This window comes from Nonlabens sp. SCSIO 43208, from assembly GCF_050703575.1.
Taxonomy (GTDB): domain Bacteria; phylum Bacteroidota; class Bacteroidia; order Flavobacteriales; family Flavobacteriaceae; genus Nonlabens; species Nonlabens tegetincola.
Map to the genome: position 1 here is coordinate 2,544,246 of NZ_CP065365.1, position 13,817 is coordinate 2,558,062.

The 13,817-nt window shown below is 36.3% G+C and carries 12 protein-coding genes; 2 read left to right on the forward strand and 10 right to left on the reverse strand.

The genetic code is table 11. The annotated features are described in order from the left end of the window. Positions 1–16: 16 nt before the first annotated feature. The 7 genes from I5168_RS11655 to htpG all read right to left on the reverse strand — a co-directional run bounded on the left by I5168_RS11655 (position 17) and on the right by htpG (position 9,088). Positions 17–751 (reverse strand): CsgE family curli-type amyloid fiber assembly protein, encoded by a 735-nt coding sequence (locus I5168_RS11655; RefSeq protein WP_431471875.1) that lies wholly within the window; start codon positions 749–751, stop codon positions 17–19. Positions 752–754: 3 nt separating this feature from the next. Further along, the gene (locus I5168_RS11660; RefSeq protein WP_431471876.1) at positions 755–1,258 is read right to left on the reverse strand and encodes a hypothetical protein; all 504 of its coding nucleotides are present in this window, start codon (positions 1,256–1,258) and stop codon (positions 755–757) included. A 56-nt stretch (positions 1,259–1,314) separates the two neighbouring features. Next, positions 1,315–2,583: a hypothetical protein gene (locus tag I5168_RS11665; RefSeq protein WP_431471877.1), complete on the reverse strand. Its 1,269-nt coding sequence runs from the start codon at positions 2,581–2,583 to the stop codon at positions 1,315–1,317. A gap of 64 nt (positions 2,584–2,647) precedes the next feature. After that, on the reverse strand, positions 2,648–3,925 hold the full coding sequence (locus I5168_RS11670; protein WP_105018736.1) for a hypothetical protein: 1,278 nt from the start codon (positions 3,923–3,925) through the stop codon (positions 2,648–2,650). Between the two features lie 73 nt (positions 3,926–3,998). Further along, positions 3,999–5,303: a hypothetical protein gene (locus tag I5168_RS11675; RefSeq protein ID WP_431471878.1), complete on the reverse strand. Its 1,305-nt coding sequence runs from the start codon at positions 5,301–5,303 to the stop codon at positions 3,999–4,001. 89 nt (positions 5,304–5,392) lie between these two features. After that, positions 5,393–6,697 carry a hypothetical protein gene (locus tag I5168_RS11680; protein WP_105018734.1) on the reverse strand — a complete coding sequence of 435 codons (1,305 nt, stop codon included), beginning with the start codon at positions 6,695–6,697 and terminating at the stop codon, positions 5,393–5,395. 507 nt (positions 6,698–7,204) lie between these two features. Further along, positions 7,205–9,088 carry a molecular chaperone HtpG gene (gene htpG, locus I5168_RS11685; RefSeq protein WP_431471879.1) on the reverse strand — a complete coding sequence of 628 codons (1,884 nt, stop codon included), beginning with the start codon at positions 9,086–9,088 and terminating at the stop codon, positions 7,205–7,207. Between the two features lie 160 nt (positions 9,089–9,248). Between htpG and I5168_RS11690 the strand changes: the two genes are divergently transcribed. Both I5168_RS11690 and I5168_RS11695 read left to right on the forward strand, forming a co-directional pair. Then, positions 9,249–9,965, forward strand: coding sequence for a class I SAM-dependent methyltransferase (locus I5168_RS11690; RefSeq protein ID WP_431471880.1), 717 nt, complete (start codon positions 9,249–9,251; stop codon positions 9,963–9,965). Positions 9,966–10,039: 74 nt separating this feature from the next. Continuing rightward, on the forward strand, positions 10,040–10,843 hold the full coding sequence (locus tag I5168_RS11695; RefSeq protein WP_042278430.1) for a lysophospholipid acyltransferase family protein: 804 nt from the start codon (positions 10,040–10,042) through the stop codon (positions 10,841–10,843). Here I5168_RS11695 and I5168_RS11700 read toward each other — a convergent pair. Genes I5168_RS11700 through I5168_RS11710 form a run of 3 tightly spaced genes read right to left on the reverse strand, consistent with a single transcriptional unit; the run spans position 10,840 to position 13,753 of the window. Further along, complete coding sequence (locus I5168_RS11700) at positions 10,840–12,012, reverse strand: class I SAM-dependent methyltransferase (protein WP_431471881.1); 1,173 nt, start codon at positions 12,010–12,012, stop codon at positions 10,840–10,842. The two genes, I5168_RS11695 and I5168_RS11700, sit on opposite strands and share 4 nt — an antisense overlap. Continuing rightward, entirely contained in the window at positions 12,012–13,112 is a 1,101-nt protein-coding gene (locus I5168_RS11705) for an AI-2E family transporter (protein ID WP_060522800.1), read from the reverse strand. Before I5168_RS11705 ends, I5168_RS11700 begins: the two co-directional genes overlap by 1 nt. Further along, entirely contained in the window at positions 13,112–13,753 is a 642-nt protein-coding gene (locus I5168_RS11710) for a DUF4159 domain-containing protein (RefSeq protein ID WP_105018730.1), read from the reverse strand. The genes I5168_RS11705 and I5168_RS11710 overlap by 1 nt, the downstream gene beginning before the upstream one ends. Positions 13,754–13,817: the final 64 nt, after the last annotated feature.

Below are 13,817 nucleotides of genomic sequence, written 5' to 3' on the forward strand. Positions count from 1 at the left end.
TTTTGGTTTTTAGTTATTAATATTCTCGAGTTTCTTTTTCTTTCATTTTTTGTAGCTCGATATATACTTGTTGTAGCATACGTGAAGCCATATATTCAATGTATTTTTTTTGTGGGCTGAGTACAAAGGGCTCTAACTTGGTAAAACCTACTTGTATTTGAATTTGTGAAGTACGTCCCTGACCAAACACTTCCCTGACAACGACGATTTTATCACTATTGACATTGTATTTTTTATATAATCGGAAGAATTCAATATAAAAATCCTTACCTGGTTTTGTTCTTGTTTTATTAGTTACTATTCCCCTAAACCCTAGATATTCATCGTCATTTCGAAATTGGTTTGCTGTTACCAATTGTGTAGTATAGGGCGCTATAGTTTCTATTTTTTTACCTATTAATTGATCCAGTTGATCATAAATAAGTACCATTATTTTTATTTCTTCTGGAATGTTAATTCCTACCTGTGTAGTACCTAAAAGGGCTTTAATACCAGCCTTGACCACACCATTACCTTTTTGTTCATTTTTACTAGAATTATTTAAACTGTCTTTAGTAAAAACAGTAAACTTATAGCTGATACCTGTATCAACTTGAGTTTTGTTTACAGCAAGTGCTTTAATCACAATATTTTCAGCTTGTTGCTCCAGCACAATTTCTGCTGCCATCGTTCTGTTGTAAAGAGATTCTTGTGCGCTAGTAAAAGCACCTATTAAACAAAACAATGCTATTAAATATTTAAATCTCTTCATTGATTAATAATGAAGTACATATACAGTACTTCCTACTCCTTGCTGGTTTACTCTCACTCTCTCAGTCACACTATTGTTACCTACACTAATTGTAGTATTGTAATTTCCTTCTTGATTTACGTTAGCCACATTGAGTAAATTACCTTGAGTACTGTAGTTATAGTATTGATTTCCTACTCCATTTTGATTTACATTTTGCCTAACAACAAGAGAATTAATTCTCAAATCAGTTAGATTGTAAGATCCTGATTGAGTAATATTAACCTCAGCATCATTCGATGCTACATTGGTAAGTGCCAAGTTGTTTACACCTACTTGCGCAATAAATACCGAATTATTTTGAGTTGTATTACCTCTCGCAGCGTTTTGTTGTGTTGTAGTGGTAGCTACATTAAGCTGCGCATTTTCTGTCTGTAAATTTCCTCCATTAACTAGATTTTGATCATCCACGTATGTTTGCGCTTTCGCGAAAGCGGAAAACAGAAGAACTATTAGTAAATATTTCATATCTCTTATTTTATTAAAAGAAGCCGGAGTTGTGATTTCTCCAGCTTCTTGGGTTTTTAAAATTGGTGTGCTCTTGTAGCAGCTGCTCTTCTTGAGTATCCTGCTAGAGAAACATTTGCATTACGTTGTATAACAACAGCACTGTTTGAACCAGCATTTGGTGTTACACTTCCTTGATTTTGTTGAATCACACTTGTATGACCGTTACCTACTTGATCTACAGAGGCAAAGTTGTTACTTGCTTGTTGTTGTATCAAGGAGTTGTTATGTAAACCACGCTGTAAACTTATCGCCTCGTTCATACCATTTTGACCACCGTTTTGAGCAATAATTGAGGTATTGTGAGAAAGATATTGTTCCTGATAAGCATGATTATTTGATCCATTTTGTGTTGCACTAGCAAGATTATGAGTTCCTGCTTGATATTGTTCTATGTAATTAGAATCACCTGTCAAAGAACTTGCATTCTGTGAGGCTATTGCAGTATTTGATTTACCCCATTGCTCTTGGAATACTGCGTTGTCATTACCATATTGAGTAATATACGCCTCGTTGTCATCACCAGCTTGTAACTGTTGAGCGACATTTCCTTGAGCTGCAGTTGTTGAATCACCTTGATCGATTTGAGCGTAATTCCCATTGTTATTTGGAAAGAAAATAAATCCTCTTTGTTTTTGAATCGCCTCGTTATCGTCGCCATATTGTGATACAATAGCAGTATGACCTGCACTTTGATTAGGATTTGCAATTTGTTCTGTATAAGAACGGTTACCTATTCCGGCACTTCCTACATTATGCTGTGTTATTTGCGCACGACTGTTGTCAAAACGCTGTTGAACCTGTGCATAATTCTGTGAACCATTTTGGTTTACTAGAGTTAGGTTATTTTGTGCTTGTTGAGGAATAGTTGCGCCTTGTTGTACAAGAACTTTATTGTTATCTCCTACTTGAGTACCAAAGTTTTCATTCATATCGCCTTGCTGAATTAGCGTGTACTGGTTACCAGCTCCATTTTGTTTTATGTCAGAATAATTCTGCTCACCACTGGTTCCTGGTTGTACATTTCCCCATTGTAAAACAGAAACTGTGTTGCGATTTGTTACACTAGTTCCCGTTTGTTCAATAAAAGAAGCATTTGCTGTACCTTGCTGGGCTACAACGGCATCACTACCTACTTGCTTTTGATCAATGGAAGAATAATTTCCTCCTTGCGAAGCATTGTTTGTAGGATAACCTTGCTGCCCAGGAGAAACAACCTGTTGTGGATTTTGAGCCACAAGAATGCTTACCTGAAGGAAAAACGCTATACCTATTAAGAGTTTCATTGGGTTGTAATTGAATGAAAATAATCTCGTTCTAGTGTTACTAGAACGAGATCATTAATAATTATTAGAATCTAGCTCTAGTTGCACCAGCTCTTTGTACTTGAGGTGCTAGTGATACATTAGCATTTCTTTGGATAACAGTAGCACTGTTGTATCCATGTCCATTAGGAGATGAGTTAGAAGTAAGATTTTGATTAATTACACTCATTTGTCCGTCTCCAGTTTGATCTGCAAAAGCTGTGTTACCACGAGCTTGTTGCTTAATTCTACTGTCGTTTAATGTACCATCTTGGATAGATAATGCTACATTACCGTCATTTGGGTTTACTCCACCTCTTTGTTCAATCGTAGAGTAGTTCATAAGACCATATTGCTCTTGGTACGCTTCATTGTTACGTCCATTCTGCTTTGATCTTGCTTCATTATCGGTACCGTCTTGGTACTGCTCAGCATATAGGTTACTTCCATTTACAGGGTTATCTGCTTGAGATGCAACCGCTTTGTTTCCAGATCCTAATTGTTCCTGGAATAATGTATTATTTGCTCCTAATTGAGATGCATATGCTTGGTTAAGATCTCCTGACTGTTTTTGTTGAGCAAATGCATTTGTAGCTGAGTGTGCAGCACTACCTTGCATAGACTCTGCATAGTTACCACCACCAGACGCAGGGCTACCGCTATCTTGCATTTGAACTAACTTATTATCATCACCCCATTGCTCACCAATAGCTGTGTGACCAGCGCTAGCATTAGGATTTGCAGTTTGAAGTTGGTAAGATTGGTTACGGATTCCAGCAGTTTGATCATTACGTTGCTTAATTGTCGCCACGTTATTGTCATAATATTGCTCAATTTCTGCGCTGTTTTCTTTACCATCTTGATCAGAAATAGCAATGTTGTGCTCTGCATGCTGTGCACTGTTTGCACCTTGCTTAACCATTACAGTGTTATCAAAACCAGCTTGGGTACCAAAGTTTTGGTTTTCATCACCTTGTTGTAAAGCAGTAAAATCATTACCTGCACCATTTTGAGTTATATCAGAATAATTCAAATGACCAGAAATGGATGGTTGCACATTACCCCATTGCTTCACATAAACTTCATTTTTATTACTCTGGTCAGATCCAGTTTGATCAATAAAAGAAGCATTTGCAGTTCCTTGTTGCTCTACCAAGGCATTACTACCCACAGCCTTTTGATTGATATTAGAGTAGTTTCCACCTACTGTGGCTGTCGCGGTAGGCGAGCTCTGCTGAGTAGGAACTTGTACCATAGAAGGTGTTTGAGCAAAAGCTGCACCTGCTATTAACATTGCCCCAGCAGTTAAGAATAAATTTTTCATAGTTTATAGATTTAGAATATTGAAAACATCTAGCCTATTTTAATTATAGACTAGATGTTTGTATATGGTTTTATTAGAATCTAGCTCTAGTTGCGTTAGCTCTCTGAATTTGTGGAGTTAATGCTACGTTTGCATCTCTTTGAATAACCGTTGCACTGTTGTAACCAGCACCTGCCTGAGCAGTAGTACCGTTACCAGCTGGGAAGTTTTGATTAACAATACTCATTTGTCCGTGACCAGTTTGATCTACAGTAGCCATGTTACCAGAAGTCTTTTGGTTGATTTCAGACTGGTGGTTCATACCTTCTTGAATAGATAAGGCAACGTTACCAGCTATTTGACCTTGACGTTGAGTTAATACAGCACTGTTATTTGTACCGTACTGTTCTTGGAAAGACTGGTTGTTACTACCATTTTGATCTGCACTAGCTCTGTTACCAGTACCTTCTTGATATTGCTCTAATAAATTGTCACCTCCGCTAGTTGGAAGAGTGTTTTGCCTAGCTACAGCTACGTTTGCAGAACCATTTTGCTCTTGAAAAGACTCGTCATTTACACCAAATTGGTTAGAGTATGCCTCATTATTATCTCCAGACTGTAGTTGTTGAGCAAAAGCATTCACTGCTCCAGCAGTTGCGTTACCTTGATAAGCCTCAGCATGATTAGCTCCACCACTAGCAGGGCTACCGCTATCTTGCATTTGAACTAATTTGTTGTCATCACCCCATTGCTCACCAATAGCTGTGTGTCCAGCAGTTTGGTTAGGGTTAGCTGTTTGTAATTGATAAGATTGGTTTTCTACACCAGCTACTTGATCATTGCGTTGTGTGATAGAAGCCATATTGTTATCATAATATTGCTCGATTTCTGCACTGTTGTCTTTACCATCTTGATCAGAAAGAGCAACATTATCTTGTGCTTGTTGAGCAGCATTAGCCCCTTGCTTAACCATCACGGTATTATTTAGACCTATTTGCGATCCAAAGTTCATATTGGTATCACCTTGTTGTAAGGCTGTGAAGTCGTTTCCTGCACCATCCTGGGTAATTTCAGAGTGGTTTTGATAACCTGAAATAGATGGTTGAACATTACCCCATTGTTTAACGTAAACGTTATTTTTATTACCAACATCAGATCCTGTTTGGTCTATGTATGAAGCATTAGCAGTACCTTGCTGTTCTACTAAAGCGTTACTACCTACAGCTTTTTGATTGATATTAGAATAGTTTCCTCCTACTGTTGCTCCAAGAGTTGGAGACACTTGTGGAGTAGGCACTGCAATCGCAGAAGGAGTCGTTGCTGGTACCGTTGCTGGTGTTTGTGCAAATGCAACGCTAGCGATAAGCATAGCTCCCGCACTTAATAATATATTTTTCATGGTTTTGATATTTAGAATTTAGAATTTAGAATTAAAATCCAGCACCAGACAGGGAATGAAGATTCTCGGTAGGTGCTGGATTAGTTATACTATCTACGACGATCTGCTCTTGTTTGAGCCGCTTTAAGCGTAGATGGAGTTAATGCCACGTTAGCGTTTCTTTGAATAACAGTTGCACTGTTAGATCCAGAAGTAGCTGCTGGAGAACCGTTAAGTGGGTTGTTTTGGTTGATTACAGACATTTGACCATCACCTGTTTGATCTACAAGCGCCATGTTTGCATTAGCTTGTTGATTAATAACAGAGTTGTTCAATGTACCATTTTGATAAGAAATAGCTTCATTACCAGTTACTTGCCCGTAACGTTGCTTAATCTTAGAGTAGTTGTCATCACCATATTGCTCTTGTAAAGCTATGTTGTTATTACCATTCTGATCGATTCTAGCTTCGTTCAAGTTACCGTCTTGGTATTGCTCAGCATGGTTATCACCACCTGCATTTGAACCACTTAAGTTCTGCTTAACCTCAGCAAGGTTAAGATCACCTATTTGCTCTTGGAAAGAAGTATCGTTAGTCAATTTTTGACCTGCATAAGCTTCGTTACCGTCACCTAATTGTACTTGTTGAGCAAATGCACCTGTTGCGCTGTCTGGAGCTGCAAGAGCGTCTCCTTGATTTGCTTGAGCGTAGTTACCTAAAGAGTTAGGTCCTGATGCAGATCCTTCTTGCAATTGGATTAACGTATTATCGTCACCCCATTGCTCACCTACTGCAGTGTGACCTGCACTTTGGTTAGGATTTGCAATTTGTTCTTGATAGGACCAGTTACCAGCACCTGATGACACGTCATTACGTTGCGTGATCGTTGCTTTGTTGTTGTCATATCTTTGCTGGATTTCAGCATAGTTTTCAAGACCGTCTTGGTCTGATAAAGCAAGATTTTCTTCAGCTTGCTGTGGAGTATTAGCACCTTGTTGCACAACTACACTATTGTCTACACCATTTTGTAGACCAAAGTTTTCGTTTTTATCTCCTTGTTGCATAAGGTCAAAGTTGTTTCCTTCACCAGTCTGTTTAATATCAGAATAGTTCAGGTAACCACTAATACCTGGTTGTACGTTACCCCATTGTAGTACATCTACATTATTTTTCTTTGATGCATTTGATCCTGTTTGATCAATAAATGAGATGTTTGAGGTACCTTGTTGTTGTACCGTGGCATCACTACCTACTGCTTTCTGGTCAATATTGGAATAGTTACCTCCAGCAGAAGCAGCTGGTAATACAGCTACAGGTGCAGTTTGCTGACCTGGGCTTGCTACAGTTTGTGGAGATTGCGCAAAGGCAAATCCAGCCACAAGAAGTGCTGCTACACTTAAATTTACTCGGTTCATAATTAGAATATTTAGAATTAATAAAAACACATTCATTTTGAGCACTCTAAATAATCTTACGCATTATTTACAGTTGGAATAATGTTAATTATTCTAAAGGGGACTATTTAAAACCGTAGTAGGGTACGATAAAACGACATAAGGGATTTTGTCGTTATCTTCTAGTGCAATTAGGGTTGGCCGTTGAAGACATTCCAAATGTACACATAAAAAAAAGTGTTAAGCAAGTACATTATGGCTCGCGCTATTCCCATTAATGGGTACAAATCGATGAAAACACTAGTAAATTCAATAGTTAAAAATTTATGTTAATTTTAAGTTAAATAGATAAAAAACACTTAAATACGATGAGTAGAGCTTAAAACCCTAGTATTATTCTAGAGTATTTTACTTAAAAACCTCTTTTTAAGTATTTTATCGGATGAAAAATCAACGACTATTCTAGCTTCAACAAAAAAACCGCCAGATTTTAAAAAATCTGGCGGTTTTACAATTAGATTTCTAAGATTAATTCACTAAATCGTAACTACGTTTAATGAAGTCTGTTAAATCTTTGCCTTTTAAAAGACCTTGGCTCAGCTTGGCAAGATCTACAGATTGTTTAATCAATTCCTGTTTTTTACCATCTGGTGCAGCAACAATCTTTGATATTAATTCATGATTACTGTTCACGACAAGATTATACATATCAGGCATATTTCCCATACCCATCATTCCACCACCAGTAGCTTGCATTTCTTTCATTCGTCGCATGAATTCTGGCTGAGTAATCATGAAAGGTGCTGCATCACTACTCATCGCCTCTACCTGAACGTTGTAATTAGTACTTGCGATTACGTCACTTACAGCAGTTTTCAATTGCTCTTGTTCTTCTTCATTAAGTTTGGATACTGTGTTCTCTTCCTTTTTAATGAGGTTATCAATATGGTCAGCATCAACTCTAGCAAATGATATGTTCTCCTTACTAGTTTCTAATTTCTGCATAAGATGAGAAACTATTGGACTATCTAGCAACAATACCTCATAGCCTTTTTCATGAGCAGCGGTAATATAACTGTCTTGCTCTTCTTTATTTGAAGCATATAACAGAACGGTCTTACCATCTTTATCCTTTTGTGATTCACCTACTTTTTCAATAAGTTCGTTCCAAGTGAAGAAAGTATCGTTCACGGTTGGGTAAAGTGCAAAAGCATCAGCTTTTTCAAAAAACTTCTCCTCACTCAACATTCCATACTCAATCACCAGTTTAATGTCGTTCCACTTTTTCTCAAATCCTTCTCTATCATTATTAAATAATGATTTCAACTTATCTGCTACCTTTCTTGTAATGTAGCTAGAGATTTTCTTAACAGCACCATCAGCCTGTAAGTATGAGCGAGATACATTCAATGGAATATCAGGACTGTCTATCACACCACGCAACATGGTCAAAAACTCTGGAACAATACCTTCTACATTATCTGTAACAAATACCTGATTTTGATACAGTTGTATGCGGTCTTTTTGAATATTTAAATCTCCCGTCATTTTTGGGAAAAACAAAATACCCGTTAAGTTAAATGGATAATCTACATTTAGATGGATATGGAATAATGGTTCCTCAAACTGCATAGGATACAGTTCACGATAGAAATTTTTATAATCTTGATCCTCAAGATTAGCAGGTTGTTTAGTCCAAGCTGGATCTGGATTGTTTATAATATTGTCTACTTCTTGAGTAGGTGCAGGATCTTCCTCTTTAGCATCTTCTGCTTTTGGTAAAGTCTCTGTTCGTGTACCAAATTTAATAGGCACCGGCATAAACTTATTATACTTGTTTAATAGCTCGGTAATTCTATGATCCTCTAAAAATTCGGTCTCGTCTTCAGATATATGTAAAACGATCTCAGTTCCAAACTCTGTTTTATCCGCTTGCTCTAGCGTATATTGTGGTGATCCATCACAGGTCCAGTGTACAGCAGGTTCGTCTTTAAAGGATTTTGTAATGATCTCTACTTTATCGGCAACCATAAAGGCACTATAAAACCCTAGACCAAAGTGACCAATTATTCCACTATCTTGGGCTGTGTCTTTATACTTTTCAAGAAACTCCTCGGCACCAGAAAAAGCGACTTCATTAATATACTTTTGCACCTCATCTTCCGTCATCCCGATACCTCGATCGATAATACTTAATGTTTTTGCCTCTTTATCAATCTTGATTTCAATTTGTTGATCTCCTAATTCAACATTGGCCTCTCCTATTCTAGCAAGATGTTTTAATTTAAGAGTTGCATCTGTTGCATTAGAAACAAGTTCTCTAAGAAAGATTTCGTGATCGCTGTATAAAAACTTCTTAATCAGTGGGAAAATATTCTCCACAGCTACATTAATAGTTCCTTTTTGTGACATAGTTATAGTTTTATTAGTGTTTGTGTTTGTTACGCTTTCGCGAAAGCGAAATTATTTACATCACTAGCCCACTATTCAAACCTAGTACCAATTATAAAATGGGTGTCAAGCTGGCAGTAATTATGTCACAATTGAAAAGTTTAAAGAGTAACTTTGCACTATGGATCAAGATGTATTAGGAACCGCTATTCGCAATTATTATTTTCAAGACGACCCTACCGATATCGAGGTATTAAGTCCAACTATGGAGGATGATGTTTTACCGGTGTCCTATTTATTTAGATCTATTGATGACATGCCAAAGATAGAACGCAAGGCATTGTCTTTAAGTTCTGGTAGCGTGCTCGAGGTAGGTTGTGCCGCCGGATGCCATACTGCCGTTCTTTTATCTCGTTCCTTGCCTGTGACTGCAATTGACATAAGTGCCGGAGCTATTGATGTGGTTAAAAATAGATTTAATTTTGATCACTTGATGGTAATGCAACAATCTGTGTGGGATCATAAAGGAACCTATGATACTATTCTAATGTTGATGAATGGTACAGGAATCATGCAATCTCTGAATAAACTTACCGATTATTTAAGGCGATTAAAAGCGTTGCTTTCAGAAAACGGGCAGATTTTAATAGACAGCTCTGACCTAAAATTCCTTTATGAAGATGATGAAGATGGTGGTTTATGGATTCCTGCCGGCATTGATTACTATGGCGAAGTGAGTTTTCAATTTAAGTATAAGAACTTAATAAGTGATTCGTTTCCCTGGTTGTACTGCGATTTTAAAACTCTTAAAGAGCATGCCCAAAAAGCAGGTTTTTCTTGCACTAAAGTAATGGATGGCGATCATTACGACTACCTCGCTCAACTGAGCATAAGCTAACTAATTGCTAGTCAATAAGTTTTTATTTATTTATCTATACCTATCTTAGCAGACTCTAAAATTCTAGGATTTATATGGGATTATTAAAGAAAAATCCTTTCGGACATATTCTTTTTTTGAAAAAGTGGTTGATTAGAATTGCAGGTCTACTTTCTCATAGACGCTATCAAGGGTTTAATGAATTACATATAGAAGGTAGTGAGATCATAAGAGATCTTCCAGATCGTCATGTTTTATTTATATCTAATCATCAAACTTATTTTGCCGATGTAGTTTGCATGTTTCATGTATTCAATGCCGCGTTAAAAGGAAGAGAAAACACGATTAAAAATATAGGCTACTTATGGAAGCCTAAACTTAACATCTATTACGTAGCAGCAAAAGAAACCATGCGCAGTGGACTACTGCCTAAAATTCTTGCTTATGCTGGTGCCATATCAGTAGAAAGAACCTGGCGAGCAAAGGGTAAGGAGATTCAAAGATCTGTAAATCCTGATGACACAAAAAATATAGGTGTAGCTTTAGAGGATGGTTGGGTAATTACTTTTCCGCAAGGAACAACTAAACCGTTTAAACCTATTAGAAAAGGAACCGCTCACATAATCAAACAATACAAGCCTATAGTGGTTCCTATTGTTATTGATGGTTTTAGAAGAAGCTTTGATAAAAAAGGGCTTCGAATTAAAAAGAGAAATATTCTACAATCCTTTATTATAAAAGAACCTCTAGACATTGATTATGATACTATCAGTGTAGATGACCTTGTGGAGAAAATTGAATATGCTATTGAACAACACCCGAGTTTTTTAAAAGTAATTCCACAAGAAGAATTGAACGCACAAGAGGAATTGAATAAAAAACGTATGTGGGAATATTAAATTTTTTGTGCTCGTATGACCGAAAGACTTCCTTTTACAGTAGTAAAAAATAAATAGTCTGTCTCATGCTCTCCTAGTTTAAATTTTTGCCTGAGTTGTTGTACACTCAATTTAAAGTTACGAGTTACTACACCAAATCTTTGATTTCCATACTTCTTTTTTACAGATTTAGGTTGATAAGGAGCAATCTCTTTTATTTTAAAAACTCTACCAGGGATACCAGGCTCAATTGTCGTAGCTGTGAATAAATGACTGTTTGCGTCTATCTTATCTAAGCCATACTTTTTTGAAAACTCGCTGAACCCTTGAGACTTCATTATAGCCGCATTAGGTTCAATTAAGTAAGTTTGTGGCGATTCATAATTCGAGGTAGGAGCAATACTATCCCATGGGAATTGAAATACGTTTTGATTTGTTTCCAAATTAACACAATGAATAACAGGAGAGTAATTAATGGATTTATCCAATTTCCATAAAACCTCTTTCACTTCATTTTTAACGGCGACAATATGTATTTCTTGAACATTTTGCAATTGTTGAATGCCTTGTGACAAATCTAACATGGGTGACGTTTTAATCCAGACTTGATTTGCTTTAGCTAACATCAATTCCTTAAATTCTAACACATTGGGCTCGTAATCTTCAATAAATAATGCTTTGCTTTTTGAACTTGTTTTACGACTAGGATCTAAATAAATCGACTCAAAGTGCCTATCAGTTTCCTTTAAATACGTGAGTCCGTTTGCATTAACCGAATGAATGCCATAATCCAAAGTTTTAAATAGATGCTCAGAGTACGTTTGTAAATCTGGATTTAATTCAACGTGAGTGACATCTTTATTCGAGTGTTGGTAAAACGCACAACAATCAATCCCAAAGCCACCTGTGAGGTCGATAATGGGTCCTTTAATTCGTGATGCTTTGTAAGAAGCGGCCGTTTGTGAACTCGTTTGTTCAAGATTTACTTTAGGTGGATAGATAATTTCTCCATTTTCATAGAGATCTGGAAATTTTTTACGAGCGATTTGCATACCAGCTAGCTGTTGTGCTAGTTGGTTAGATGATACATGGGGAAACGGAGATTTTTTAAGAGCTATATCAAGCGAATTGCTATGAATTATCTTTTTTAAATAGGCTACTACTTCCTTATCAGTAAGATGCTCATTCATTACAAATTACGAGTTAACTTCTTAACAATTTTATACTCACTTAAAAACTCTTGAGCGATTACTTTAATAGCTGTGTACGTCGGTACTGCTAGAACTAGTCCTACCACTCCAAATACTATTCCTGCTATTAAGATAATGATGAAAATTTCTAATGGATGAGATTTTACACTCTTACCAAATATTAAAGGTTGATTAAGAAAGTTATCGATAGTTTGAACTATTCCATATCCTACCGCAATAATGATCAATTTAGGGAAAATAACTTCACTAAAGTTTGCTCCTAAATTATCCGTAATTACAAATGCACTCATAAGAACGTATCCTACTGCCGGACCTAGATAGGGTACAAGATTTAATAGCGCACAGAAAAATGCTATTAATATGGCATTTTCTGTACCGGTGATAATCAGAATAATGGTGTAAAGGACAAATAAAATTAGTACTTGGAAAACAAGACCTATGAAATATCGGGATAAAAGCTGTTTAATTTTTGTAAAGGCTCTCAAAAACCTACCTTCATTACCTTCCTTTGAAAAAACCAATATTCCTTCTAATAACAGTCGACTGTCTTTTAGTAAGAAAAAAGTAATGAACATTATAGAAAATAATCCTATTGCAAAATCTCCTAAGGCACTAAAAAGTTGAATAATCAGGTCTGAGAAAAATCCAAGATTAAATTTTTGATAATACTCCGTTTCTTTAACTAGCTCATAGATGTTTACACGCTGTATACCAAAAAACTCACTTACTTGATTGGCAAAAATTTCTAAATTTCGAGACACCTCATCATTATCTAACAACTTCAAGTTGTCACTTTGCTCAATGGCTAGTGGAATTAATAATGAAACTGCACTTAATATGAGTATAAGTAAAAAAACCAAAGTAAGTAAAACAGCAAACGTGTTTCCAAACTTTAACCGGTCTCTTAAAAACATGACAATAGGCCTACCTATAAGAGATAATACCGCTGCAATTCCAATATATGCTAGAACAGCAGTAATGGACCATAGAAACCAAGCTAGAACAAATAATCCCAGTAAAAAAGCTAATGCTCTTAAAATACCAAAGGATATAGTTTTTGATGACACAGACGAACTCATTAATTAGAAAAAACGTATTTGATAATATTTGCACCCATATCAAGTGCCTTTTTGCGAACTTCTGGTGGATCATTATGAACCTCTGGGCTTTCCCAACCATCGCCTAGATCACTTTCTACTGTAAACAATAATACCAATCTACCTTCATAAAATAATCCTTTAGCTTGTGGTCTTTTACCATCGTGTTCATGAATTTTAGGCAAACCAGATGGAAAACTGGCATAATTGTTAAATATAGGATGAGTCGCTGGCAATTCGATTAATTCCTGTTGTGGAAATAGTTTTATTAACTCCTTGTTTAAATACTGTTCCATTCCGTAATTATCGTCTATATGCAAAAAACCGCCACTCATTAAGTAATTACGTAAATTTTCAACCTCATCATTATTCCAAATTACATTACCATGACCTGTCATGTGCACGTATGGAAATTGAAAAATATCCACCGAACCAGGTTCTACAGTAGCTACCTCTCGATCAATGGTAGTGCCTATATTTTCATTACAATATGTAATAAGATTGGGAACAGCAGTTGGGTTTGAATACCAATCACCACCGCCATTATACTTCAAAACAGCCAGCTGTTGCGCGTTTAACACAGATACTGTAAGAAATAACAATAAGATTAAAATCTTTCTCATAGTTTTGCAAAATACAACATTCCATTTTCAAAAGGAACAAATATTTACCTGTAGATGAATATAG